Annotated in this window: 22 protein-coding genes; 16 read left to right on the top strand and 6 right to left on the bottom strand. The window is 64.3% G+C overall.

Annotated features, from left to right (window positions below; translation table 11 throughout):
• Window positions 1-91 precede the first annotated feature (91 nt).
• The gene (purU, locus tag NCCP691_RS07925) at window positions 92-961 is read left to right on the top strand and encodes a formyltetrahydrofolate deformylase (RefSeq protein WP_220807722.1); all 870 of its coding nucleotides are present in this window, start codon (window positions 92-94) and stop codon (window positions 959-961) included.
• 15 nt (window positions 962-976) lie between these two features.
• Here the strand turns inward: purU and NCCP691_RS07930 are convergent, their stop codons facing one another.
• Genes NCCP691_RS07930 through yjgA form a run of 3 tightly spaced genes read right to left on the bottom strand, consistent with a single transcriptional unit; the run spans window position 977 to window position 2,869 of the window.
• Complete coding sequence (locus tag NCCP691_RS07930; RefSeq protein WP_220807723.1) at window positions 977-1,648, bottom strand: alpha/beta hydrolase; 672 nt, start codon at window positions 1,646-1,648, stop codon at window positions 977-979.
• Window positions 1,645-2,298: a molybdopterin adenylyltransferase gene (gene mog / locus NCCP691_RS07935; RefSeq protein ID WP_220807863.1), complete on the bottom strand. Its 654-nt coding sequence runs from the start codon at window positions 2,296-2,298 to the stop codon at window positions 1,645-1,647. Before mog ends, NCCP691_RS07930 begins: the two co-directional genes overlap by 4 nt.
• Window positions 2,276-2,869, bottom strand: coding sequence for a ribosome biogenesis factor YjgA (gene yjgA, locus NCCP691_RS07940; protein ID WP_220807724.1), 594 nt, complete (start codon window positions 2,867-2,869; stop codon window positions 2,276-2,278). The genes mog and yjgA overlap by 23 nt, the downstream gene beginning before the upstream one ends.
• Before the next feature lie 69 nt (window positions 2,870-2,938).
• On the opposite strand from yjgA, the gene pmbA reads away from it, so the two are divergent.
• A complete protein-coding gene (pmbA, locus tag NCCP691_RS07945) occupies window positions 2,939-4,303 on the top strand; it encodes a metalloprotease PmbA (protein WP_220807725.1) in 1,365 nt (454 codons plus the stop codon).
• 60 nt (window positions 4,304-4,363) lie between these two features.
• Here the strand turns inward: pmbA and NCCP691_RS07950 are convergent, their stop codons facing one another.
• Window positions 4,364-5,704, bottom strand: coding sequence for a dicarboxylate/amino acid:cation symporter (locus NCCP691_RS07950; RefSeq protein WP_220807726.1), 1,341 nt, complete (start codon window positions 5,702-5,704; stop codon window positions 4,364-4,366).
• 341 nt (window positions 5,705-6,045) lie between these two features.
• On the opposite strand from NCCP691_RS07950, the gene NCCP691_RS07955 reads away from it, so the two are divergent.
• The 3 genes from NCCP691_RS07955 to NCCP691_RS07965 all read left to right on the top strand — a co-directional run bounded on the left by NCCP691_RS07955 (window position 6,046) and on the right by NCCP691_RS07965 (window position 9,774).
• A complete protein-coding gene (locus tag NCCP691_RS07955; protein WP_220807727.1) occupies window positions 6,046-7,125 on the top strand; it encodes a TRAP transporter substrate-binding protein in 1,080 nt (359 codons plus the stop codon).
• A 117-nt stretch (window positions 7,126-7,242) separates the two neighbouring features.
• Entirely contained in the window at window positions 7,243-9,216 is a 1,974-nt protein-coding gene (locus tag NCCP691_RS07960) for a helicase-related protein (protein WP_220807728.1), read from the top strand.
• A gap of 21 nt (window positions 9,217-9,237) precedes the next feature.
• Window positions 9,238-9,774: a hypothetical protein gene (locus NCCP691_RS07965; protein ID WP_220807729.1), complete on the top strand. Its 537-nt coding sequence runs from the start codon at window positions 9,238-9,240 to the stop codon at window positions 9,772-9,774.
• Window positions 9,775-9,778: 4 nt separating this feature from the next.
• On the opposite strand, the gene NCCP691_RS07970 is transcribed toward NCCP691_RS07965, so the two are convergent.
• Together NCCP691_RS07970 and NCCP691_RS07975 are read right to left on the bottom strand one after the other, a co-directional pair.
• Entirely contained in the window at window positions 9,779-10,159 is a 381-nt protein-coding gene (locus NCCP691_RS07970; protein WP_220807730.1) for a hypothetical protein, read from the bottom strand.
• Between the two features lie 69 nt (window positions 10,160-10,228).
• Window positions 10,229-11,299: a zinc-binding metallopeptidase family protein gene (locus tag NCCP691_RS07975; protein WP_220807731.1), complete on the bottom strand. Its 1,071-nt coding sequence runs from the start codon at window positions 11,297-11,299 to the stop codon at window positions 10,229-10,231.
• 265 nt (window positions 11,300-11,564) lie between these two features.
• Here NCCP691_RS07975 and NCCP691_RS07980 point away from each other — a divergent pair, with 265 nt between their 5' ends.
• From NCCP691_RS07980 to NCCP691_RS08030, 11 genes are all read left to right on the top strand, one after another.
• Window positions 11,565-13,289, top strand: a complete 1,725-nt coding sequence (locus NCCP691_RS07980; RefSeq protein ID WP_238482371.1) for an N-acetylglutaminylglutamine amidotransferase — start codon at window positions 11,565-11,567, stop codon at window positions 13,287-13,289.
• Window positions 13,290-13,342: 53 nt separating this feature from the next.
• Entirely contained in the window at window positions 13,343-15,091 is a 1,749-nt protein-coding gene (ngg, locus tag NCCP691_RS07985; protein ID WP_238482356.1) for an N-acetylglutaminylglutamine synthetase, read from the top strand.
• A 32-nt stretch (window positions 15,092-15,123) separates the two neighbouring features.
• Entirely contained in the window at window positions 15,124-16,344 is a 1,221-nt protein-coding gene (locus NCCP691_RS07990; protein ID WP_220807733.1) for an osmoprotectant NAGGN system M42 family peptidase, read from the top strand.
• 337 nt (window positions 16,345-16,681) lie between these two features.
• Complete coding sequence (gene napE, locus NCCP691_RS07995; RefSeq protein WP_220807734.1) at window positions 16,682-16,843, top strand: periplasmic nitrate reductase, NapE protein; 162 nt, start codon at window positions 16,682-16,684, stop codon at window positions 16,841-16,843.
• A gap of 8 nt (window positions 16,844-16,851) precedes the next feature.
• Window positions 16,852-17,121, top strand: coding sequence for a chaperone NapD (locus NCCP691_RS08000; RefSeq protein WP_220807735.1), 270 nt, complete (start codon window positions 16,852-16,854; stop codon window positions 17,119-17,121).
• Entirely contained in the window at window positions 17,118-19,613 is a 2,496-nt protein-coding gene (gene napA, locus NCCP691_RS08005; RefSeq protein WP_220807736.1) for a nitrate reductase catalytic subunit NapA, read from the top strand. The genes NCCP691_RS08000 and napA overlap by 4 nt, the downstream gene beginning before the upstream one ends.
• A gap of 10 nt (window positions 19,614-19,623) precedes the next feature.
• Window positions 19,624-20,082, top strand: coding sequence for a nitrate reductase cytochrome c-type subunit (locus NCCP691_RS08010; protein ID WP_220807737.1), 459 nt, complete (start codon window positions 19,624-19,626; stop codon window positions 20,080-20,082).
• A gap of 7 nt (window positions 20,083-20,089) precedes the next feature.
• The gene (locus NCCP691_RS08015) at window positions 20,090-20,671 is read left to right on the top strand and encodes a cytochrome c3 family protein (protein ID WP_220807738.1); all 582 of its coding nucleotides are present in this window, start codon (window positions 20,090-20,092) and stop codon (window positions 20,669-20,671) included.
• A 182-nt stretch (window positions 20,672-20,853) separates the two neighbouring features.
• The gene (locus tag NCCP691_RS08020; RefSeq protein WP_220807739.1) at window positions 20,854-23,124 is read left to right on the top strand and encodes a hypothetical protein; all 2,271 of its coding nucleotides are present in this window, start codon (window positions 20,854-20,856) and stop codon (window positions 23,122-23,124) included.
• Between the two features lie 348 nt (window positions 23,125-23,472).
• A complete protein-coding gene (locus NCCP691_RS08025) occupies window positions 23,473-24,138 on the top strand; it encodes a Crp/Fnr family transcriptional regulator (RefSeq protein WP_220807740.1) in 666 nt (221 codons plus the stop codon).
• Between the two features lie 149 nt (window positions 24,139-24,287).
• The gene (locus tag NCCP691_RS08030; protein ID WP_220807741.1) at window positions 24,288-26,366 is read left to right on the top strand and encodes a 3-hydroxyacyl-CoA dehydrogenase NAD-binding domain-containing protein; all 2,079 of its coding nucleotides are present in this window, start codon (window positions 24,288-24,290) and stop codon (window positions 26,364-26,366) included.
• Window positions 26,367-26,437: the final 71 nt, after the last annotated feature.

Raw genomic sequence — 26,437 nt, forward strand, 5'->3', positions numbered from 1 at the left:
GTTCCGGGGCACCACTGGCGTGCTCGTCTTGCGTTCACGTCAAGCCGTGCGAGAATAGCGGACTTTTATCTTGCGCCAAATACCAGATCTCATGACGCACCCGGAATACATCCTGACCCTTTCCTGTCCCGATCATCGCGGCATCGTCCATCGCGTCTCGGGCTTTCTTGCCGAGCACGGCTGCAACATCATCGATTCCGCGCAGTTCGGCGACGCGCAGTCGCAGCTCTTCTTCATGCGCGTGCACTTCGCCGCGGAGGACGCGGCCGTCAGCGATGCCGCGCTGCGGGCCGATTTCGCCGAGGTGGCGCAGGAGCTGAAAATGGATGCCCAGCTGCATGACGCGCGCAAGAAGCCACGCGTGCTGTTGATGGTGTCGAAGATCGGGCATTGCCTGAACGACCTGCTGTTCCGCTACAAGACCGGCCTGCTGCCGGTCGAGATTTCGGCGATCGTGTCCAACCACACCGATTTCTACCAGCTCTCCGCGAGCTACAACATTCCGTTCCATCATCTGCCGCTGGCGGCGGGCGCCTCGCTCGAGCAGAAGCGGGCGCAGGAAGAGCGCGTGCTCGAGATCGTCAGGTCCAACGACATCGATCTCGTCGTGCTGGCCCGCTACATGCAGATCCTGTCGCCCCAGATGTGCGAAGCGCTCAGGGGTCGCGCCATCAACATCCATCATTCATTCCTGCCCAGCTTCAAGGGCGCCAAGCCCTACTACCAGGCGCATGAACGGGGCGTCAAGCTGATCGGCGCCACCGCGCATTTCGTCACCGGCGATCTGGATGAGGGGCCGATCATCGAGCAGGACGTCGAGCGTGTCGACCATGCGATGGACCCGGAGACGCTGACCGCGATCGGGCGTGACGTGGAGTGCGTGGTGCTGGCACGCGCGGTCAAGTGGTTCGTCGAGCATCGCATCCTGCTCAACGGGCACAAGACCGTGGTGTTCAAGTAAGGCTGGACAAGCCGCTCACCCCAGCACGCGCTGGAGCCAGCGGCTGATGTCGGCGACCTCTTCGGGGCAGACCGAGTGCGGCATCGCGTACTCGTGCCACTCGACCTGGTAACCGAGCGAAAGCAGGTGGTCGCGCGACATCTCGGCTAGCCTCACCGGAACCACCGGATCGCTGCGGCCGTGGGCGAGGAAGATGGGGGTCTCATGATTGGCCGAATGGCGTTCGGCTTCCACGCTGGCATGGATGGGCAGATAGCCGGACAGGCAAAGCAGTCCCGCCAGTTTTTCGGCATGGCGCAGGCCCGTTTGCAGCGTCATCGCACAGCCTTGTGAAAACCCGGCGAGCACGATGCGCGACGCCGGAATCCCGCGCGCCTTTTCCTTCGCGATCAGCGCCTCCACCAGCGCCTGGGACTTGCGAAGTCCGGCTTCGTCTTCCCTGCGGCCCAGGTCGATGCCGATGATGTCATACCACGCGCGCATCACGTAGCCATTGTTGATCGTGACCGGCATTGTCGGCGCATGCGGGAAGACGAACCGGATCGGGCCGCAACCGGTCAGGTCGAGTTCGGGGACGATGGGTACGAAATCGCCGCCGTCGGCGCCCAGCCCGTGAAGCCAGATGACGGCTGCTGTCGGATTCGGCCCGGTTTCTTTTTCAATGGTGTCGAGTAGGGGATTGCTCATGCCTGGTCTGTCGGCGCGGCGGGCGGGCTGACCGGCTTCGGGCGTATGGCCGACTTCGGTCTGAATGCCTTGCACACCGCCTCGTTGGTTTCGATGTAGGGACCGCCGATCAGGTCGATGCAATACGGGACGGCCGCGAATATTCCGGGCACCAGCTGCTTTCCGTCCGCGTCCTTCAAACCTTCCAGCGTCTCCCTGATGGATTTCGGCTGGCCGGGAAGGTTCATGATCAATGCGGCATGGTCGGGCGTTTCGCGAATCACGGCGACCTGGCGCGACAGGATCGCGGTCGGTACGAAGCGCAGGCTGATCTGCCGCATCTGTTCGCCGAAGCCGGGCATCGGCTTGGTGGCGACCGCGAGCGTGGCCTCGGGCGTGACGTCGCGGCGGGAGGGACCGGTGCCGCCGGTGGTCAGGACGAGGTCGCAGCCGGCCTCGTCGACCAGTTCGATCAGCGTGCGCTCGATCTGCGCCTGCTCGTCGGGGATCAGCCGCGTCACCATGGTCCAGGGGCTCGACAGGGCGGCGCCGAACCAGTCGCGCAGCGCCGGAATGCCCTGGTCTTCGTAGACCCCGCTGGACGCGCGGTCGGAGATCGACACCAGGCCGATCAGCAATTCGTCGGGATTATTCTTCTTCGGTTTCGTCATGCTCATCGTCCGACTCCCGGGAGGGCGCGGATTGCAGTTGCTTGAGGATCTGAAAGATTTCCCGGTAGGCCTTGGGCGGCTTGTTCTCCGCCTGTTCCTTGCGGGCGTTGCGGATCAGGGTACGCAGCTGCTGGACATCGACCTGCGGGTGGTCCGCCTTGAGGTCGGTCAGGGCGGCATCGGAGGCCAGCAGCTTCTCGCGCCAGCGTTCCAGCGCATGCATGGCGGCGGTTTCGGCCTTGGAAGCGCCTTTCCAGCTGTCGAGCATCTTCTGGATCGCGGCGATTTCCTCCTCGTCCAGCGTGCGCATCTTCTTGCCGACGAACTGCATCTGCCGGCGGCGGCCTTCGTGATCCCGGATCTTCTGGCACTCGAGGATGACCTCGCGCACGTCTTCCGGCATCGGCACACGCATCACGCGGTCCTTGGGCTGCGCCACGAGCTGCTCGCCGAGTTCCTGCAGCGCGGTCATCTCGCGCTTGAGCTGCGACTTGGACGGCCGATCGTACTTCTGCTCGAATTCGGCGGAGCTGAAACCGACGCCGCCGCTGCCCCTGTTGGGATTAACCATGATGAAACCAATGCTCTCTTGTAAACGACTGCTATGATAACCGTTTTGAATCAATACCAAGAACAGCAGATGAGCGAGCCCGTCTTCACCCACAGCCAGGAACAGTTGCAGCAGATCGCACAGGATGTGCTGCGTTACGCCAAGGAAAAGGGGGCGGCCGACGCGGTCGTCGAAATCAGCGAGGGCAGCGGGCTCGCGGTGACGGTACGCAAGGGGAAGATCGAGACTATCGAGCAGAACCGCGACAAGGGCATTTCGGTCAGCATCCATCTCGGTGCGGAACGCCACATCCGCCGCGGCGCGGCCAGCACCTCCGATTTCTCGGATCGTTCGCTCAGGGACACGGTCGACGCGGCATACAACATCGCGCGCTTCACGGCGGAGGACGACTGCGCCGGTCTGCCGGATGCCGACATGCTGGAGATGGAGCCGCGCGACCTGCAGCTCTGCTACCCTTGGGACATCACCACCGAGGACGCCGTCGCGCTGGCGAAGCGCTGCGAGGACGCTGCCTTCGCGGTCGACCGCCGCATCACCAACAGCGAGGGCGCGAGCGTCTATTCGGAGCAATCGCATTTCGTGCTGGCCAATACCCGGGGATTCTGCGGCGGCTACCCGTATTCCCGCCATACGCTGTCGGTGGCGCCGATCGCGGGACGCGGCGGCAACATGCAGCGCGACGACTGGTATACCTCCGCCCGTGACGCCAGGCGCCTCGCCGATCCCGAAGCAGTGGGCCGCTACGCCGCCGAACGCGCGCTGGCCAGGCTCAACGCCCGCAAGCTCGGCACCCGCAAGTGTCCGGTCCTGTTCGAGGCGCCGCTCGCCGCGGGCCTGCTCGGCAGCTTCGTGCAGGCGGTGTCGGGCGGGGTGCTTTACCGCAAATCCTCCTTCCTGGTCGATTCGCTCGGCAAGCAGGTGTTCGCGCCGCATATCCAGGTGCTGGAGGATCCGCATGTGCCAGGCGCGGTCGGTTCCTCGCCGTTCGATGAAGAGGGCGTTCGCACCTCGCGCCGGGAAGTGGTGCGCGACGGCCTGGTGCAGGGCTACTTCCTGTCCAGCTATTCCGCGCGCAAGCTCGGCATGAAGACGACCGGCAATGCGGGCGGTTCGCACAATCTCGCGCTGACCTCGCTGCTGACCGCGCCCGGCGACGACTTCAGCGCGATGCTGCGCAAGCTCGACACGGGGCTGCTCGTCACGGAACTGATGGGGCAGGGCGTCAACTATGTGACCGGCGATTACTCGCGCGGCGCGTCGGGCTATTGGGTCGAGAATGGCGAGATCCAGTATCCGGTCGAGGAAATCACCATCGCCGGCAATCTGAAGGAGATGTTCCGCCAGATCGTCGGCGTGGGCACGGATACGGTGGTGCGCGGCACCAAGGTGGTCGGGTCGGTGCTCATCGAGAACATGACCGTCGCGGGCAACTGAGCGCCCCTCCAGATAAAAAAACAGCCCGCGCGATGCGGGCTGTTTCGTTTGAGGAGCCGGTCAGCCGGCCTGCCGTTGCGCGTTCACCGGCATGTGCGCCTCACTCTGGTCGAGCACCGCCTCGGGCTCGTCCGCCTCGGCCGTGATCTCGTTGTTGAGATGCTGGCGCATGCGCTCGAGGTCGAGGTCGCCGGTCCACCTGCCCACCACCACGGTCGCCACGCCATTGCCGATGAGGTTGGTCAGTGCGCGGGCTTCCGACATGAAACGGTCGATGCCGAGGATGAGCGCAAGGCCGGCGACCGGCACGCCGCCGACCGCGGACAGCGTCGCCGCCAGCACGATGAAGCCGCTGCCGGTAATGCCGGCGGCCCCCTTGGAGGTGAGCAGCAGCACGGCAAGCAGGGTCAGCTGCTGGGTCAGCGACATCGGGGTGTCGGTTGCCTGCGCGATGAATACCGCCGCCATGGTCAGGTAAATCGAGGTGCCGTCGAGGTTGAACGAATAGCCGGTCGGGATCACCAGGCCCACCACCGACTTGCGCACGCCGAGGTTCTCGAGCTTGGCCATCATGCGCGGCAGCACCGACTCCGACGACGAGGTGCCGAGCACGATCAGCAGCTCTTCGCGGATGTACTTGATGAATTTCCAGATCGAGAAGCCGTGCAGCAGCGAAATCGTTCCCAGCACGACGAAAATGAAGACGAGGCAGGTCAGGTAAAAGGTGCCCATCAGCTTGCCGAGGGACAGCAGGCTTTCGACCCCGTACTTGCCGATGGTGAAGGCCATCGCGCCGAACGCGCCGATGGGAGCGAGCTTCATGATGATGCCGACGATGCTGAACAGCACGTGCGAGGTTTTCTCGATCATGTCGAATACCAGCGTGCCGCGCCCGCCGAACTTGTGCAGCGCGAAGCCGAACAGGACAGAGAACAGCAGCACCTGCAGGATGTCGCCCTTGGCAAAGGCGTCGATCGCGCTGCTGGGAATGACATTGAGCAGGAAATCGGTGGTCGATTGCATCTTGCCCGGTCCGGTATAGGCGGCGATGCTCTTGGTGTCGAGGCTGTTGGGGTCGATATGCATGCCCGCGCCGGGCTGCACCAGGTTCACGATCAGCAGGCCGATGACGAGCGCGAGGGTGCTGACGATCTCGAAATAGAGCAGGGCCAGGCCGCCGGTCTTGCCGACCTTCTTCATGTCCTCCATGCCGGCGATGCCGAGCACGACGGTACAGAAGATGATCGGCGCGATGATCATCTTGATCAGTTTGATGAAGCCGTCGCCGAGCGGCTTCATGTCAGCGCCGAGCGAGGGATAGAAGTGTCCGAGCAGGACGCCGATGACGATCGCGGTGATCACCTGCACATACAGGGATTTCCAGATCGGTTTGCTAGCCATGTTGCTCCTCCGTGAGATGATGCCGTCGGGCGAAGGACGGGATTCTCGGGCCGGCGATGGTGTCATGCAATTGTGGACATCCGAGGAGCAATAACAGCGTGCAAATCGTCCTGTTGTTGATCAGGGGAGTTGCACTTCTTCTATCACGGGCTTATATGCGTCTGCTCGTATGAGCGCCGATTCGCCTACGTATTTCCACTTAAGCGCTGCTACGCGGGCCGCGTTTTTCTGTTGCTGACTGCCAAGCCCCCTCCTAGAATCGGCTCGCGCGATTATCCGCAGAGCGGTAAAACAAACCGTGCACCAACAACAATCCCTATTGCCTATCCTCAGGAGACGAAATGGAACGTCGTTCGTTTATCAAGAAGGCTGCCGTTGCGGCAGGCGCAGGCGCCGTCGCGGCGCCCGCCCTGGCTCAGAGCCAGCCCACGATCAACTGGCGCCTGGCGTCGAGCTTCCCGAAGTCGCTCGACACCATCTACGGCGCAGCTGAAACCCTTTCCCAGCGCGTCGCAGCGCTCACCGGCGGCAAGTTCAACATCCGCGTGTTCGCGGGCGGCGAAATCGTCCCGGCACTGCAGGTCATGGACGCCGTCCAGGCCGGCACCGTGGAAATGGGCCACAGCGCGTCCTACTACTATTTCGGCAAGGATCCGACGTTCGCATTCGACGGCGTGGTGCCCTTCGGCCTGAACTCCCGCCAGCAGACCGCCTGGTGGGATCAGGGCGGCGGCAAGGCGCTGACCCGCGAGTTCTTCAAGGACTACGGCATCGTCAACTTCCTGGGCGGGAATACCGGCGCTCAGATGGGCGGCTGGTTCCGCAAGGAGCTCAAGTCGGTGCAGGACCTGCAGGGCCTGAAGATGCGCGTCGGCGGCTTCGCCGGCCGCGTGCTGCAGGAACTGGGCGTGGTGCCGCAGCAGATCGCCGGCGGCGACATCTACCCGGCGCTGGAAAAGGGCACCATCGACGCAGCCGAGTGGATCGGTCCGTATGACGACGAGAAGCTGGGCTTCAACAAGGTCGCTCCGTTCTACTACACCCCGGGCTGGTGGGAAGCCGGCCTGCAAGTGTCGTTCTATGTCGGCATCAAGGAATGGGAAAAGCTGCCGAAGGAATATCAGGCCGCGATCGAAGCCGCTTCCTACGAGTCGCACGTGACGATGCAGGCTGAATACGACGCCCGCAACCCGGCCGCGCTGGCGCGTCTCCTCAAGAACGGCGTCAAGCTGCGCCAGTTCCCGAAGGAAATCATGGAAGCCTGCTGGAAGGCGACCGTGAAGGTGATGGAAGAAGAAGCCGCGAAGAACGCCAAGTTCAAGAAGATTTACGAACCGTGGAAGCGCTTCCGCCAGGACCAGAACCAGTGGTTCTCCGTGGCCGAAGTGCCGCTGCAGAACTTCATGATCAGCCGCAAGTAATTGCGCATTGCCCGCAGGGGCCGAGGAAACCCGCAGCTCGCTGCGGGTTTTTTTTCGCCTGCGCATGACGGAACCGCCGCCCCCGCTCCGCGCCTAATAGGGAAATTGACACCCAAGATGACAGAACAACATCCCCTCGAATCGGCCGGGACGGCAGGCGAAAGCGCTCCCGATGACACGGCTCCCTCCGACTATCTTGCCCGCCACGGCGCGTCCCTCGACAAGCTCGAGGGCAGGGTGATGGTGCGCTTCTCCGACGAGATCCAGCTCGGCCCCTACCGCATTCCCTATGCGCTGATACCTGGAGACGGTGTGCTGGCCAAGACGTCCAAGTGGCGCAATCTCGGCCCGGAGAAACAGCTGCAGCTGGTCCGCGAGCGGGTTGGGGCCGAATCGGCGGAGGCGATGCGGCGCTCCGTCGCCGCCTTCGCGGGCGATCTCATCTCCCGGGCGGAGGACCATGGCGTCGATCCCGCCCCCTTGCTCGCCGCGCTCGCGAATGCCGAGTCGGTACTGCCCGCGCCCCAGGTATTCGACCGCGTCTCGGACCGGCTGGCGCATGCGGTGGAGCGCGCGCAGGACGCGGCGAATGCGGCGCGTACGAAGCAGAGCATCAACCTGGCCGAGTATCCGGATTCCTTCGAGCTCGCGCGGCGGCTGCCGCGTCGCTTCATCGCGCTGCTCGGCCCGACCAATTCCGGCAAGACGCACGAGGCGATGGAGGCGTTGGCGGCGGCGCCGAGCGGGCTCTATCTCGCGCCCCTGCGTCTGCTCGCGCTGGAGAACTACGAGCGGCTGGCGGCGGTGGAGAAGGACGGCGAGCCGCTGCGGGTGAGCCTGGTCACCGGCGAAGAGCGCCGCCTGATGGAGGGCGCCACGCATGTCGCCAGCACGGTGGAAATGATGGACCCGGGAAGGCGGGTGTCGGTCGCCGTCATCGACGAGATCCAGATGCTCGGCGACCGCGAGCGCGGATCGGCATGGACGGCGGCGGTCTGCGGCGCGCCGGCGGATGTCGTCTATCTCGTCGGCGCGCCCGAAGCGCGGCGCGCGGTCGAGGCGCTGGCGCGGCGTCTCGGCTGTCCGCTGGAATTGCGCGTGCTGTCGCGCAAGGCGCCGCTCACCATGGAGCCATCGCCGGTGCGTAAGCTGCGCAACCTGCGCCGGGGCGATGCGGTGATCGCGTTTTCCCGCCGCGATGTGCTGATGTGGCGCGACCTCATCACCGAGAGCGGCCATTCGGTCGCCACCGTCTACGGCAACCTGTCGCCGGAAGTGCGCCGCGCGCAGGCCGCGCGCTTTCGCGACCGCAGCGCCGACATCGTGGTGGGCACCGACGCCATCGCGATGGGACTGAACCTGCCGATCGAGCGCGTCGTGCTGACGACCTCCGTCAAATACAACGGCGTCGAGGAGGAAGAGCTGTCGCCGGCGCTGGCCAAGCAGATCGCTGGCCGCGCGGGCCGCTTCGGCGTGCACGAAGAGGGATTCGTCGCGGGCTACGACGACCAGACGCATCATGTGCTGCGCTCGCTGCTGCGTGAGAAAGTGCCGCCGGTGCCGTCGCAGGGCTTTCCGGTGGCGCCGACGATGGCGCACCTGAACCGGATTTCCTCGGTCACCGGAGAACAGTCGCTGGCCAGGCTGCTCAAGCGCTTCGAACACAACATCGATACCCCGGACGGCTTCTTCATTCCCCGCATCACGGAAGACCAGGCAGAGCGCGCGCTGTGGCTCGACACGCTGCCGCTCACCCTGGAAGAGAAATTCACGCTGTCGCTGGTGCCGATCTCCTCGCGCATCCCTGTCCTGCAGGCGGGCTGGGAGAAATGGGCGCGGGCGGTCGCGCGCAAGCATCCTTCACGCCTCGACCAGGTATCCGTGCCGCCGTACCGGCAGACGCTGCAGGATGTGGAAGACAGCTGCAAGCTGTATTCCGCCTATGCCTGGCTCGGCTACCGGATGCCGGAATTTTTCCCGGACGGCGAGCAGGCGCAGCATCTCGCGCGGGAGGCATCCGAACACATCGACAGCATACTGCGTTCGCAGAACGCGGCGACGCGCAAGCGCGGGGGCCGGCGGGCGGCCTGAAACCATCACGGGAGAACGACAATGGATGTGGCAGACCTGAAGGTGGGACAGCGATGGACCGGGAACATGCACCATGAGGACGGCGCGCAGTTCGAGTTTTCCAAGGCCGGGCCGGAACTGCGGCTGTTCTTCTCGGGCCTGCCCGATGAAGCGGTGCGCGAATTCGACAGCGCGCCGTGCGAGATCGGCCTGCTGCACTCGGAGGATGTCGCCGTCGTGCCGTGGAAGATCGGCGAGCATCTGATGGGCGACGCCCAGTTCCACGCCTTCCTGTATCCGCCCGAGACCCGTCCGAGCGACCCGGTGCTCAACGTCGACCAGCGCATGCGCCTGCGGATCGTCCTCGTCGACCGCGCCTCCGGTGTGGTGCGCGGCATGCGCAGCGTGCTGCTGTCGCCCTCATTGAGCAATCAGCTGGCCGAAGCAGTGTCGCGCCAGCTCGGCAACCATATCGGACGCGAAGCCTATGACGCCCAGGTGGCGATCTATCAGAACAAGTACCCGGACGTGAGGGATGCGATCCGCGCGGCCGAGATTTTCGAGACCGCGGAGGGCTGAGGACTCAGGTCCATTGCACGTTGGCCGGCAGCCCGGGGTCGTCCCTGATCAGGCCGGTCTGTTCCCGCCTTGCCCCGGCTCGCGTGGGCTGAGGTGTCCTGCCGCCCGCGCCGCGGCCTTCCTCCAGCCTGAACTCCGCGCGGCGGTCGCCCGCCATGCGGCGCAGTTCGGCCACGGGGATCGCGCAGCGCTCGCTGACGCGGATCAGCAGCGCCGCGCCGAGGCCGACCTCACCGCGCCGGATGCGGAACAGGATGTCGCGGCCGATATGAAGCCGCTGCGCGAGGGCGTCGTCGTCCTCGAGTTGCAGCCTGCGCAGGAGTTCATCGAACAAAAGATTGGGATCGTATGCGGGAGGCCGCCTCGGCCTCAGGGTGTGGGTCATTGCTGTCGTCTCGCCGGATGCACCATGATGAGACAGACAGACGAGCGACAGATTCCCCGGAATGATGCGTCAATCGGCCGGATGCCCGCCCGCGTGGCGCACCACCCGATGCACGAAGCGCAGCTTGTCGATCACCGGCGTCGATAATGTGAAGGGATAGGGATCGGGCATGCCGACGCTGCGGTTGAGACTGTTGAGCACGTAGGTGAGTGAAAACCAGTCCGACATGATGTCGTCGAACGAAGGCAGGCGCGTAGGCCTGGCCTCGATCGTCAGCTCCGGCTCGCCGGCCTTGTGGGGCCGCAGTACCATGCCGCAGGCATAGGCGGTGTCGAGCGTATCGAGCATGTGCAGATAGTGCGCCCAGCACTCCGCCCAGTCCTCCCAGGGATGCGAACTCGCGTAAGCGCTGATGAAGCGGCTGTTGAAATCCTCCGGCGCGCCGTTCTCGTAATGCAGCTTCAACGCTTCGCCATAGTCGGCCCGCTCATCGCCGAACAGCTCCCGGAACGGCGTGATCCATTCGCTCTCCGCAACCAGGCGGTCGAAATAGTAATGCCCGCTCTCATGCCGGAAATGCCCGAGCAGGGTGCGGTAGGGTTCGCCCATCTGTTCGCGCGTCTTTTCGCGGAATGAAGGATCCGCCTCGGCGATATTGAGCGTGATGAGGCCGTTCGCATGGCCGGTCATCACGCGGTGGCCTGGCACGTCTTCGAGGAATTCGAATGCCAGGCCGCTGTCCGGATCGTCGACCTTGGGCGTGGGCTGTATGCCGAGATCCCACAGCGTATATAGCAGGCGCCGCTTGGCGGCTTCGAGGCGGCGCCAGAACAGCTTGTTCTTCTCGGTCGACAGCGCGGGGATCACATGGGTGAGCTGGCAGGATGCGCAGAGTTCGCTGGCCGACTCGGCCGGCAGCATCCAGTTGCACACGGCTTCGCGCGAGTAATTGATGCACTGCTTGTATAGCCGTCCCTCGTTGGCCGGATTGAGGCTGCGCCACAGTCCGTCGCCCGTCGCTTCGAAGCTGCTGATCGCGTGGTGCTCGGGCTGGTAGCCGAGCGTCGCGCCGCAGTTCTCGCAAAGAACATTCTCGAAGAAAACCAGCTGTCCGCATTTATCGCAGTGAAACGTTTTCATTACTCGCCCTTGCATGCCGCACGCATGCACGAGTGGATGCCGCGGCCGGGGCTTTCGTTCCAAATGTTGATCCGCTGCAGCGCCGGAACCGGATGCGCGGCACCAATACGGGGAACCAACGCCCCTTTTTTGCTCTCTACCAAATTGAAAATTCTATAAGCGGCGTCCAAGCCCGTTTCAGTTTTACTTTCCTGGAGAACTTCCCCTTATGTGCGGCATAGCCGGAGAAATTCGCTTCGACAAGAAGTTTGCGGATGTACGCGCCGTGGCCGACATGGCCGAGGCACAGTCCCGCCGAGGCCCGGACGGTGAGGGCGTGTTCAGTCTCGGATCCCGTTGTTTCGGCCATCGTCGTCTCAGCATCATGGACCTGAGCCAGCGCGCTCATCAGCCATTCGTCGACAACCAGCTCGGCATGGGCATCGTTTTCAACGGTGCGATCTACAACCACCATGAGTTGCGGGAGGAGCTGGCCGCCAAGGGCTACCAGTTCAGCTCCACCGGCGACACCGAAGTCATCATCAAGGCGTGGCACGCGTGGGGTCCCGCGGCGCTCGACCGGTTCTACGGCATGTTCGCGTTCGCGCTGTGGGAGCGCGACAGCGGGGTCACCTACCTCGCGCGGGACCGGCTCGGCATCAAGCCGCTGTACTACACGATCAATACCGAGCGCATGCATTTCGCGTCGGCGTTGCCGGCGCTGCTGCACGGCGGCGGGCTCGACACCTCGCTCGATCTCGAGGCCCTGCATTACTACCTGAGCTTCCACGCGGTCGTGCCCGCGCCGCATACCATCCTGCGCGGCGTGCGCAAGCTGCCGCCGGGCAGTTACATGACCGTGCACCCTGACGGCGAATGCAAGATCCGCCAGTGGTGGACACTCGAGTTCAAGCGCAGCGAAGACGATGAAAAGCGCAGCTTCGAGGACTGGAAGGACGAGGTGCTCGCCTCGCTCAAGCTGTCGGTCAAGCGTCGCCTGGTGGCGGACGTGCCGGTCGGGGTGCTGCTGTCCGGCGGTCTCGACTCCAGCCTGATCACCGGGCTGCTCTCCGACGCCGGTACGCGTGACCTGCGCACCTATTCGATCGGCTTCGAAGCGGTCGACAGCGAGGCGGGCGACGAATTCCATTACTCCGACCTGGTGGCCCGGCACTACGGGACGATCCACGAAAAGCTGCACATCCCCGCGACCGATCTGCTGCGCGCCTTGCCCGACGCCATCGAAGCGATGGCCGAGCCCATGGTCAGTCACGACTGCGTGGCCTTTTACCTGCTGTCGCAGGCCGTCTCGCGGCACAGCCGCGTGGTCCAGAGCGGGCAGGGGGCGGACGAAGTCTTCGGCGGCTATCACTGGTATCCGCCGCTGACCGACGTGAAAGACCCCGCCCAGGGCGTCGAGGCCTATCGCAAGGTCTTCTTCGACCGCAGCCATGAAGAAATGCTGTCGCTGCTCAGTCCCGACATCCGGCTCGAGGACGCGAGCGGCCATTTCGTCGCCGCGCATTTCGCGCAACCGGGCGCCGACAGCGTGATCGATCGCGCGATGCGCCTCGACACCACCGTGATGCTGGTCGACGACCCGGTCAAGCGGGTCGACAACATGACCATGGCCTTCGGCCTCGAAGCCCGCGTGCCTTTCCTCGATCATGAGCTGGTCGAACTCGCCGCCCGCATCCCGGCGCGAAACAAGGTCGCCGAGGGTGGCAAGCATGTGCTCAAGGAAGCCGCGCGCAAGGTGATCCCGGCCGCGGTGATCGACCGGCCGAAAGGCTATTTCCCGGTGCCCGCGCTCAAGTACCTCCGCGGCGACTTCCTCGACTATGTGCGCGGCGCGCTCGATTCGCAGAAGGCCCGGGAGCGAGGCCTGTTCCGCCGCGAGGAGATCGACCGCATGCTGGAAAACCCGGACAGCCACATCACGCCGCTGCGCGGCTCCAAGATCTGGCAGATCGCGCTGCTCGAGTCCTGGCTGCAGACCCACGGTCTGTAGCGCTCCGGCATGTGAGCGACAGCACGGATTTCATCAATTACAGGAAACGAGACATGAATCTTAGCCCACACGAAACGGCAAGCGTGGCCCAGGGCGCGCGTCCGCCGTACATGGACCACGCAGTGGGAGACGCCGGCGACCACGAGGCCGGCGGGGCCTGCCGCCCGAACGCGATCATCGAATGCGGCTGGGGAAGGCTGCTGTTCGGTCCTTCATTCGAATCGCCGCAGCTGCTCGCTCAGACGCTGCAGCAGGAAGAAGCCGGCAAGCGCGACATCGCGCTGCATGTGGATGCACCCCAGCTGGTGCTCGCGGAAGCGCCGTCGCGGCTGTTCCTCGACCCGTCGCTGATCTTCCGGCGCCGGCTCGACGATGCACCGCAGGAAAGTCCGGCGCCGGGCGTGGTGGTCCGCCCGCTCACCACCCGTGCCGATATCGCCGCCATCAACCGTCTCTACAAGATGCGCGGCATGGTGCCGGTCGATCCGCAGGTGGTCTGGCGTCAGCGCCATCTCGCCGGCGTCGTATACCTGGTCGCGGAGGATGAGCGCAGCGGCGATATCATCGGCTCGGCGATGGGCGTCGACCATACCGAAGCCTTCGGCGATCCGGAAGGGGGCAGCAGCCTGTGGTGCCTGGTGGTCGATCCGCAGACCGGTCTCTACGGCGCCGGCCAGGCGCTGGTTACGCACCTGACGGCGCTGTTTGCCGATCGCGGCCGGCGCTTCATGGAACTGTCCGTCCTGGCCAGCAACGAGCCGGCGATCAGCCTTTATCAGAAGCTGGGCTTCGAGCAGGTGCCGGGCTTCGTCGTCAAGAACAAGAACGCGATCAACGAAAAGCTCTTCATCGAGGAAGGCGACCTCTCCGGCCTCAATCCCTATGCCCGCATCATTGTCGATGAGGCGCGGCGTCGCGGCATCAGCGTGGAAGTCGTCGACGCGGCGGCAGGCATTTTCAAGCTGCGCCACGCCGGACACGAGATGCTGTGCCGCGAGTCGCTCACCGAGCTGACCGGAGGCGTCGCGATGACCTGGTGCCAGGACAAGGTGCTGACCTCGCGCCGCCTGGCGTCGATCGGCGTACGCGTGCCGCGCCAGCAGACGGCGGGCGATCCGGAAGCGGATAGCGCCTTCCTGCAGGACTGCGGATCGGTCGTGGTCAAGCCGGCGCTCGGCGAACAGGGCAAGGGCATCAGCGTGGATGTGCGCAGCGAGGAGCATCTGCAGCAGGCGATCCGGCGCGCCGCCGAGCAGGGCGGCCACGTGGTGATCGAAGAGTTCTGCAGCGGCCAGGATCTGCGCATCGTCGTCATCGGCTACAAGGTGGTCGCCGCGGCGCTGCGCAAGCCCGCCGAAATCGTCGGCGACGGCACGTCCACGGTTGCGCAGCTGATCGAGAAGCAGAGCGCGCGGCGGGCCGCGGCGACCGGCGGCGAAAGCCGCATTCCGGTGGACGCCGAGACCGAGCGCTGCCTCGCCGAGCAGGGCCTGAGCTACGACTCGGTGCTCGACAACGGCCAGGCGGTCAAGGTGCGCAAGACCGCGAACCTGCATACCGGCGGCACCATTCACGACGTCACGGAGGAATTGCATCCGACGCTGCGCGAAGTGGCCGAAACCGCGGCCCGTGCGCTGCGCATACCGGTGGTCGGGCTCGACCTGCTGGTGGAATCGCCGTCGTCGCCCGACTACGTGATGATCGAGGCCAACGAGCGCCCGGGCCTCGCCAACCATGAACCGCAGCCGACGGCGCAGCGCTTCGTCGATCTGCTGTTCCCTGCGACGGCGGCGGTGGGCTGATGCGCGCGCGTTATGCATGGCCCGAGCGGGAGATGAAAAAACTCCCGATCGATGCCGATTATCTGAAGACCGTGATGCTGGAGCTGCTCGCCATCCCCAGCCCGGCAGGCCTGACCGACGAAATCGTCCACTACACCGGGCGCCAGCTGAACAGCCTGGGCATCGATTATCAGCTCACCCGGCGCGGGACCATCCGCGCCGTGCTGCGGCGGAACATGCCCGAGCGGCGCAAGAACAGCCCTGCCTGCGCGCTGGTCGCGCACCTCGATACCCTCGGTGCGATGGTGCGCGAGATCAAGGAAGACGGCCGCCTCGCCCTGCAGCCGATCGGCACCTGGTCGAGCCGATGGGCCGAGGGCGGGCGTGTCACCCTGTTCACCGAAAACGGCCGCTATCGCGGCTCGGTCCTGCCCTTGCTGGCATCCGGCCATGTCTACAACGAAGCGATTGACAGCCAGCCGGTCAACTGGGACCAGCTGGAGCTGCGCATCGACGAAGACATCCGCAGCGCGGCGGATGCGCGCGCGCTCAACATACAGATCGGCGATTTCGTCGCCTTCGACGCCAGCCCGGAGATGCTCGACAACGGCTATGTCGTATCCCGCCACCTGGACGACAAGGCCGGCGTCGCCGCGATGCTGGCGGCCGCCAAGGCCGTGGTGGATTCCGGTGTGCCGGTGCCGATGGACTGCCACATCGTCTTCACCCTGACCGAGGAAGTCGGCTCGGGCGCCCGCGCCGTCATCGAAAGCATGGTCAGCGAGGTGATCGGCATCGACATCGGCCCGGTGGCATCGGGGCAGGGCGCCAGGGAAGAGGGCGTCACCATTCCGCTGATGGATTCCGCCGGTCCTCACGACTATCACCTGACGCGCCGGCTCCTCAGGCTGTGCTCAGAGCACGGCATCCCCTGTCAGCGCGATGTGTTCCGCTTCTATCACTCCGATGCCGGGGCAGCCGTCAGCGCCGGTCATGATGTGCGGACCGCCTTGCTCTGCTTCGGCGCGGATGCCTCGCACGGCTACGAGCGCACGAAGCTGTCGGTGCTGGTGAACCTTGCCGAGCTGCTCACGCTTTACATCCAGAGCGGCCCGACCTTGCCCGAGGACCGGCACGACCGTCTCGATTCGGTCGACCAGTTTTCGCACCAGCTCGATGCCGACCAGCTGCAGCGCGTCGATCTTCCCCGTCCCGATCCGAGCGAACTCGTGCAGGGCAGGGATGCCGACCAGCCCGGCGAACCAGCCGCCTGAGCAGGCGGCAACGTCCCCGATGTCGCGAGAATGCCGCACGCCCGTGCGGCATTTTGTTTTTTCGTCTTTGCACTTTTGCAGGGCGAATGCACCGTTCTGGACTACTTGATTTACATCAAGGTTGCGTTAAAGCCCCCTCCGCTAGCATGGGCGCATCTTCTTACTGAGCGACAAATACTCTCTCCCAACCGCGGCGACTGACGATCTGCCAGACCCCGCGCCCGGAGGCGGAACACCAGAAGTAGACGACCCACCCGCCGGACTCCCCCAAACGAGCCGAGGATGCATGCGCACTGCGTGCAGGGTGGTTTTTTGCCCGAAAAATCATGGAGCAAGCATGAAACAAGAGACTGCGGCCCCGACGAAGAAACAGGAATTGCGCGCCTTTCTGTTCCTGACCGTCGTCACCGCCCCGATCCTGGCGGTTGGCACCGTGGGAGGCTACGGCTTCCTGGTGTGGATGTTCCAGCTGCTGACCGGCCGCCTGCCGGGAGGCTGAGGTCCGACATGGAAGCGGAAATCCACATCGCCAGCGTCGTCGTCTACGTGCTGCCGGCCGAGCGCCTGTCCGTGCGCTCCTGCATCGAGGCAGTCCCCGGCGCCGACATCCACGGGGAGGCCGACGGCAAGCTGATCGTCACCCTCGAAACCGAAAGCACCAAGAAAACCCTCGACATCATGGACGCGATACGGGCCTTGCCCGGCGTCGCCGACGTGGTGCTCGTTTATCAACACGCGGAGCTCGCCTCCGCCCTGGAACAGGAAGTCCAGCAATGACTATTACCAGACGCGACTTCATCAAGCAGACTGCCGCTGTCACCGCCGCCACCTCGGTCGGCGTACCGGTCGAGGCACTGGCCTCGAACGTGATCACCGATGCGTCCAAGACCCAGCTCAAGTGGTCGAAAGCGCCGTGCCGCTTCTGCGGCGTGGGATGCGGCGTCAACGTCGGCGTCAAGGATGGCAAGGTGGTCGCCACCCACGGCGACGTCAACGCCGAAGTCAACCGCGGCATCAACTGCGTCAAGGGCTATTTCCTGTCCAAGATCATGTATGGCCAGGACCGCCTGACCAAGCCGCTGCTGCGCATGAAGGACGGCAAGTACGACAAGAACGGCGAATTCACCCCGGTCTCCTGGGACGCCGCCTTCGATACCATGGCCGCCCAGTTCAAGAAGACCCTGCGCGAGAAGGGACCGACCGGCGTCGGCATGTTCGGCTCCGGCCAGTGGACGATCTGGGAAGGCTATGCCGCCGCCAAGATGTTCAAGGCCGGCTTCCGCTCCAACAACATCGACCCGAATGCGCGCCACTGCATGGCCTCTGCCGTCGCCGGCTTCATGCGCACCTTCGGCGCCGACGAGCCGATGGGCTGCTACGAGGATATCGAGGCCGCCGACGCCTTCGTCCTCTGGGGCTCCAACATGGCCGAGATGCACCCGATCCTGTGGACCCGCATCACCGACCGCAAGCTGTCCAGCCCGGGCGTGAAGGTCTCGGTGCTGTCGGTGTACGAACACCGCAGCTTCGAACTGGCCGACCTGCCGATCATCTTCAAGCCGCAGAGCGACCTCGCGATCCTGAACTACATCGCGAACTACATCATCAAGAACAACAAGGTCAACAAGGACTTCGTCAGCAAGCACACCCGCTTCGTCGTCGGCAACACCGACATCGGCTATGGCCTGCGTCCCGACCATCCGCTGCAGAAGGTCGCCAAGAACGTGGCCGAAGCGGGCGGCAGCAAGCCGATCAGCTTCGACGAGTTCGCCAAGTTCGTCAGCACCTACGACGAAGAGTACGCCTCCAAGCTCTCCGGCGTGCCGAAGGACAAGCTGCGCAAACTGGCCGAGATGTATGCCGATCCCAAGGTCAAGGTCACGTCCTTCTTCACCATGGGCTTCAACCAGCATACCCGCGGCGTCTGGTGCAGCAACCTGCTGTACAACCTGCACCTGCTGACCGGGAAGATCTCCACCCCCGGCAACAGCCCGTTCTCGCTGACCGGCCAGCCGTCCGCCTGCGGCACCGCGCGTGAGGTCGGCACCTTCTCGCACCGCCTGCCGGCAGACATGATGGTCGCCAACCCGAAGCATCGCGCGATCGCGGAGAAGATCTGGCAACTGCCGGAAGGCACGATCCCGGAAAAGCCCGGCTTCCACGCGACCGTGCAGTCGCGCATGCTCAAGGACGGCAAGCTCAACGCCTTCTGGATCATGTGCAACAACAACGTCCAGGCCGGCCCCAACGTCATGCAGGAAATCCTGCCCGGCTACCGCAACCCGGCCAGCTTCGTGGTCGTGTCCGATCCGTACCCGACCGCGACCACGCTGGCGGCCGACCTGATCCTGCCGACCGCGATGTGGGTGGAGAAGGAAGGCGCCTACGGCAACGCCGAACGCCGCACCCAGTTCTGGCATCAGCTGGTGCAGGCGCCGGGCGAGTCGCGTTCCGATCTGTGGCAGCTCGCCGAATTCTCCAAGCGCTTCAAGATGGAAGAAATCTGGAGCAAGGAGCTGCTGGACAAGGCGCCGCAATACCGCGGCAAGACCATGTATGACCTGCTGTTCAAGAACGGCGTGGTCGACAAGTTCCCGCTGTCGGACATCGAGGCCGGCTACGAGAACAACGAAGCCAAGGCCTTCGGCTACTACATCCAGAAGGGCCTGTTCGAAGAGTATGCGCAGTTCGGCCGCGGCCACGGCCACGACCTGGCGCCGTTCGATACCTATCACCAGACGCGCGGCCTGCGCTGGCCGGTGGTCGACGGCAAGGAAACCAAGTGGCGCTACCGCGAGGGCGCGGACCCGTACGTCAAACCGGGTGCCGGCTTCGAGTTCTACGGCCATCCGGACGGCAAGGCGGTGATCTTCGCGCTGCCGTACGAGCCGCCGGCGGAGTCGCCGGATCAGGAATACCCGTTCTGGCTGTCGACCGGCCGCGTGCTCGAGCACTGGCACACCGGCACCATGACGCGCCGCGTGCCGGAGCTGTACCGCGCCGTGCCCAACGCCGTCTGCTACATGCACCCGGAGGATGCCAAGGCCCTCGGCGCGCGTCGCGGCGACATGATCGAGATCGCTTCCCGTCGCGGATCGATCCGGAGCCGTGTCGAAACCCGCGGCCGCAACAAGCCGCCGCGCGGACTGGTGTACGTGCCGTTCTTCGACGCCAGCCAGCTGATCAACAAATTAACCCTGGACGCGACCGATCCGATCTCGTTCCAGACGGACTTCAAGAAGTGCGCAGTCCGCATTCGCAAGTTTTAAGGAGAACGACATGAGAAAACTGCTGATGTGCCTGCTGTTCCTGCTTCCGGCCTGGTTGTGCGCCGCCGACTTCGTGGACAGCATGCGTGGCCCGGTTCCGCTGGATCAGACCACGCAGCCGCCGGCGATGGCCAACACCGACAACAGCGACGTGCGCCGCGCCCGCAACTACGCGATGCAGCCGCCGGTTGTCCCCCACAAGGTGGATGGCTACCAGCTCGACAAGAATGCCAACAAGTGCATGATGTGCCACGCACGTACCCGCACCCAGGAGAGCCAGGCGCCGATGATCAGCGTCACGCACTTCCAGGACCGGGATGGCAATTTCCTGGCCGAGCTGTCGCCGCGCCGCTACTTCTGCATGCAGTGCCACGTGCCGCAGGCCGATCTCAAGCCGCTCGTCGGCAATGACTTCGTCGATGTCGATGCCATGCTGAACAAGCCCGCTGCACAACCGAAGAAAAAGTGAGGCCGTCATGCTAGGCATACTTAAGCGTTACTGGCAGATCCTGCGGCGGCCGAGCGCGCATCTCAGCCTCGGCTTCCTCACGATCGGCGCGTTCGTCGCGGGCATCGTCTTCTGGGGTGGATTCAACACCGCCATGGAAGCGACCAACACCGAGAAGTTCTGCACCGGCTGTCATGAAATGCGCGACAACGTGTTCCAGGAACTGCAGGGCACCATCCACTACAGCAACCGTAGCGGCGTGCGTGCGATCTGCTCGGACTGCCACGTGCCGCACAACTGGACCGACAAGATGGCCCGCAAGATGCAGGCTTCGAAGGAAGTCTGGGGCAAGATCTTCGGCACCATCGACACCCGCGAGAAGTTCGAGGAACACCGCCTGACCCTGGCGCAGCACGAATGGCAGCGACTGAAGGCGAACAACTCGCTGGAATGCCGCAACTGCCACCAGTTCGAGTCGATGGACTTCACCCGCCAGAGCAAGCGCGCGGCGGATGCCCATTCGACCTATCTGGCGAACGGGGAAAAGACCTGTATCGACTGCCACAAGGGGATTGCGCACCAGCTGCCGGACATGTCCGGGGTGAAGTAGCGGTTCCAACGACTGACCGGTGTATCACGATGAACGGCGCCTTCGGGCGCCGTTCTCTTTTGTGCCCGTCGACACGAGCGACGCCTGGAACCGTGACGACTCCCTGAACGACTCAAGCGGACTGCGGCGCACGACACCGCCGGCGCAGGCTTCAAGCAAACGTTCCGTCTCGAGGGGGTGACATGGTCAATCGAATATCCGCTGCGTTTTCCACAATCACGCACTTCCGCCCGGGCGGCGGAGGCGGCGCATCCGCGCATGCCCGCAGACTGGAGAGAGAGCGGCCCGATCCCGCCCTTCTGCATCAGCATCTGCTCTCGCTCCCGGAGGCGGAGCAGCGCAACAGCTTCGGCGCGCTCGTCAACCATAGCGAAAACTTCAGGGAATACCTGGGGATCCGGAATCCCCGCAGCCACTTCTGGCAGCGCCGATCGCACCACGGGCATATTCAAAGGATAGGCAACCAGTTGCGGCCGCTGGCGCTCGCCCAGGCCGCGGTGCTGCTCGAGAAGTCGAGCAGGTCACAGCGTTCGCTGGAGCACCTGGAGCGGTGCCTCGCGGCGCCCGGTGCGAACATGCAGGCAAGTACCCTGCGCGACGTACTCACTCTCCTTGCATCCAACCTGGATCACTTGCGCGCACGGCATGGTGAAGGGGTTGCCGGCACGGCACTGGCGCTGATCAACCGGCATAACGACTCTCTCGATATGGACAGCCAGAATCGGGTCAGGGCTGCCCTTCCGGTGTCTGCCCGGGCCGCTACGCCGCCGCCTGCCTCTGTGGGCAGAGGCAGGTTTTCGCGCGCCATCCAGGCGTCTCCCGCAGCGAGCTCTCAGCCGCGCCTGGCGCAGACAGTCGCGGGGCTGGCCCGCAGCAAGGGCAATGCATGGATTGCGGAATGTGCCGCCACGATTTCCCTGTGTCTGGATGCCCTTAATGGCCACCCGGATAAATTCCTTGGGGCTATCGCGAAGCTGGAAGAGACGTTTGAGAATGATATCGGGCGGTCGTTCAACGAGGAGACCGTACCGTATTTCAAGGAGTTGCTGCAAGCGATGAACGCTCATCTGGATAAGCGGCCTGATCTTCCCTCGGCTGCGCCAGGCACATCCCGCGCGCGAGGATGGCTGACGCAAACCCTGGAAAGTGTGCGGACCGCATCCGGGCAGCGTCCGCCGGTCACGCTTGAAGAACTCCGGAGCATTGGCTTGTCGACTGCGCAACTGAAAAGTCTGAGGAATATCCTGGTTTCCCTGGTCAAAATCCGAAATCCGGACGAGCCACTGGGCGAGTGGTCGGCGGCGGCGGAATTCGGCAAACACTTTGCAGAGAAACTCGGGCCATGGGATGAAAACCGCCGAGCCGAATTCACAAAACTTAGCCAGGAAATCGACGCAAGCCGGATTGCGGTGTCTGCCCCGAATGAACGGGCGAGATCGGACATGGACGCGATTACCCGCCGCGGATGGCCTCTGTATAAAGTCATCGACTTTCATGCCGTCCTTGGCGATCTGCTTACGCTGCATAGCCGCCTGGGCGCCGACAGTACGGAGTGGGAGGCATTGACGAGCAGACTTCAGGAAGAGTTCGACTGGGGCGAGTTCGATCGGAACGACGTCCCCGTGTACAGGGCCTTGCACGACGGACTGGGGAAGTTCATTGGCGAAAGAGGGCAGGCGATGGGTCATGTGCTATCCGAAATGCGGCGTCTGAACTGGTGGCCCGACGAGATCGAGGAATTTGCAAACCTGCTTCAGGCGGCGGCGTCGGGCGTGCAATTCGGACTCCCGGAAGCGGTGGAAGCAGAGATCGCATTCAACACAAAATATGCGTCCCGATTCGCCATTGAATTCGATCCCGACCGCGCCGGCGATTATCTGCAGCGGTGCAACGAAATGCGTTCCTATGCACAGAGGGAAAGGCAATCCAAAGTGAGCACGCGTACCCTGGGCGAGGTACTGCAGGATCTGGGACGCATGCCCCGGTCCGAACTGAATAGCTTCCTGAGCCATCTTGACGAATGCCGCCTGAGCCTGGGCAAACCAGCGGAGGGGCAAGCCCGGGATCGCTTCAACCAGCAATACGGCGATCGGTTCGGATATTTCGACCCGAGCTGCGCCGTCAACTACACGCGACTCTCCGCGCTCGTCGGCGCCCGACTGAGACAGCAGCAGCAACCGCAAAGGCGCCCCAGTCCCTCCCAAGCCGCGGCCCGGTTGCTGGAACAACCCGCCGCACAACGGCAGGCGTACCTGGATGCGGTCCAGCGGTGTCTCGCTGCTCTGGACAAAGGAAAATCGGTGGCCATCGATAGGGCTCAGGCTGAATTCGCCGCCGGCGGCCACGACAGCCTGTTCGGTCCGATAAACTCGCGCAACCGGGCCTGGTTCGAGTCGCTCATCGAGCAGTTGACAGGTGCCGGACAGTCGTCGGCGGGTGCGGCGCGTATGTGATCGTCGAGGCCGAAGGGCTGCCGGGCCGTTTCTTTCCGTCGTTGTCCCTCTCCAGGGACTATTACGAGGGGCGCAGCGGGCAGCGCCGGACGCACGCGGCGGACGGCCCACTTTGCGGGAATGGATGACGCGCGCGGGAGGCGGGTAGGCGTGCAGGTACAACTTGCCTTTCGGCGTAGTCGAAGCATCATTGAACGGCCGCTTCCGTTCGTCCAGGCGTTTCCGTTTCCTTTCCGGCCTTGCACCGGAGCAACACCCGCGCTAAGCTTGTACGGCACTGAATGACCGCCGCCCCGTGGGCGGCCCGGCCATCCGCAACCGCCCGCTTTTCTCTTGCCGCACCCACGCATGCCACTGCCTCAGCTCATCACCCTGCGCGCGATACCGCCGCTCGCCGACCTGCCGGAACCGGAACTCCATGACCTGCTGCGGGTGGCGACCTGGCGCTCATGCATGCCCGGCGAACTCATCGCCGCCCAGAACGGCGAGTCCGATGCAATCGCTTTCCTGATCTCCGGTTTCGTGAAATCGGTGCGATCGGGGCCGCATCAGCTTCCCCCGCCGGGCGGTGTCCGCCCGGAGCGCCGGATGCGTGCGCGGCCCGAAGTCATGGTCGCCTTGCTCGGCCCGGGCGATCTGGTGAACGAATCGGGCGTGGTCAGGAATACGGCCAACAGCACGTCGAGCCTGGCGGTCACGCCGTGCCAGCTCATCATGCTCCCGCGCGAACACTTCCTTTCCTGCATGGGAAGGAACGCGGCTTTCGCGCTTGCCGTCGCCCGCAGGATTTCGCAGCGCCAGGTCGACGCCGAGCGCAGGATAGAACTCATGCGCGGCAACGTGGAAGGGCGGGTGAGGGCACTGCTGCGCGAATGCCGGGAAATCGGTCTCGACGCGGAGAAGTGGCTCAATAACGCGGAGATCGCGAGGATGGTCGGGGCGACGCGCGTGGCGGTGAGTCCCATCATGGCCCGGGCAAGCGGCGGCACGCGGCGAGCAGCGGTGTCCGGCTGAATCGCGGCAGCAGGAGTTCGGGCCGGGTGCCCGTTTTTTTTGCCCGAAAAAAACACGACCGTGCTTTTTATGCGGTATAGTAGCCGTTCCAAAAATATAAAACGTATCCGGATCCCCCCGTAGAGACAACCATCACACAAGGAAGAGATATGACTGCCGAATACAAGGTCAACGGCGCGGTCGCCGTCATCACGCTCAACAACCCGCCGGTGAACGGCCTCGGCCACGCCACGCGCAGCGCCATCGTGGAAGGCATGAAGAAGGCGCTGGGCGACAGCGCAGTCAGGGCGGTGGTGATCACCGGCGCCGGCAAGGCATTCTCCGGCGGCGCCGACATCAAGGAATTCAACACGCCGAAGGCGATGCAGGAGCCGACCCTGCACACCGTGATCAATGTGGTGGAAAACTCGGACAAGCCCGTCATCGCGGCGATCCACAGCGTGTGCATGGGCGGCGGCCTGGAACTGGCCCTCGGCTGCAACTACCGCGTCGCGCAAAAAGGCGCACAGATCGCGCTGCCCGAAGTGAAGCTCGGCATCCTGCCCGGCGCCGGCGGCACGCAGCGCCTGCCGCGCGTGGTGGGCCTGGAGTTCGGCCTGAACATGATCGTCTCCGGCACGCCGGTCCCGGCGGAAAAGCTGGCCAAGACCGCGCTGTTCAATGAAGTGGTGGAGGGCGATGTGCTGGAGGCCGCGCTGGCCCTGGCCGCGAAAGTCGCCGACGTGCGTCCGCTGCCGCGCGTGCGCGATATCAAGATCGACTATCCGAACTACGAAGCCTTCCTGCAGTTCTCCCGCAATACCGTCAAGGCCATGGCAGGCCCGTTCCCGGCACCGCTCAAGTGCGTGGATGCCGTGGGCGCCGCGGTGACGATGAAGTTCGACGACGGCATCAAGTACGAGCGTGAACTGTTCGTCGAGCTGGTCCAGACCACCGAGTCCAAGGCGCTGCGCCATGCCTTCTTTGGCGAGCGCGCCGCCAGCAAGGTGCCGGACGTGCCCGAGGATACCCCGCTGCGCGCGATCAAGAGCGCGGCCGTGATCGGCGCCGGCACCATGGGCGGCGGCATCGCGATGAACTTTGCCAACGCCGGCATCCCGGTCAAGATCCTCGAGATGAAGCAGGAAGCGCTCGACAAGGGTCTGGCGACCATCCGCAAGAACTATGAAAACACCCTGAAGAAGGGCAAGCTGACCCAGGAGAAGTTCGACCAGCGCGTCGGCCTGATCACCGGCACCCTGTCCTACGAGGATATCGGCCAGGCCGACATCGTCGTGGAGGCGGTGTTCGAGGACATGGGCGTCAAGGAGCAGGTCTTCAAGAAGCTGGACGAGGTGATGAAGCAGGGCGCGATCCTGGCGTCCAACACCTCCACGCTCGACGTCAACAAGATCGCCTCCTTCACCAAGCGCCCGCAGGACGTCATCGGTCTGCACTTCTTCAGCCCCGCCAACGTGATGAAGCTGCTGGAAATCGTGCGCGGCGAGAAGACCGGCAAGGACGTGCTGGCGACCTCGCTGGCACTGGCCAAGAAGATCAAGAAGACCGGCGTCGTCTCGGGCGTCTGCGACGGCTTCATCGGCAACCGCATGATCGAGCAGTACAGCCGCCAGGCCGGCTTCCTGCTGGAAGAGGGCGCACTGCCGGAGCAGGTCGACAAGGCGATCGAGAAGTTCGGCTTCGCGATGGGTCCGTTCCGCATGGGCGACCTCGCCGGCAACGATATCGGCTGGTACATCCGCAAGCGCCGCTACGTGGAAAAGCCCGAAGTCACCTATTCCAAGACCGCCGACCTGCTGTGCGAAATGGGCCGTTTCGGCCAGAAGACCTCTGCCGGCTGGTACGACTACAAGCCGGGCGACCGCAAGCCCTATCCGTCGCAGGTGGTCAACGACATGATCATCAAGCACTCGGCCGATCTCGGCATCGAGCGCCGCAAGATCAGCGACGAGGAGATCGTCCAGCGTCTGGTGTTCGCGCTCGTCAATGAGGGCGCCTACATCCTCGAGGAAGGCATCGCGCAGCGCGCCTCCGACATCGACATGGTCTACCTGACCGGCTACGGCTTCCCGCTGTTCCGCGGCGGCCCGATGTTCTACGCCGATACCGTCGGCCTGCAGAACGTCGTGATGACGATGGAGAAGTTCGCGCGCGGCCGTCACGGCGAGGCGTGGAAGCCCGCGCCTCTGCTGGCCCGCCTGGCCGCGGAAGGCAAGAGCTTTAACTGACCCGCGCCCCTCGGCGTGATGAATGCCCGGCCAATGCCGGGCATTTTTTTTGTCCCGGCACGACACCGGCT

This window comes from Noviherbaspirillum aridicola (assembly GCF_019656455.1).
Taxonomy (GTDB): domain Bacteria; phylum Pseudomonadota; class Gammaproteobacteria; order Burkholderiales; family Burkholderiaceae_D; genus Noviherbaspirillum; species Noviherbaspirillum aridicola.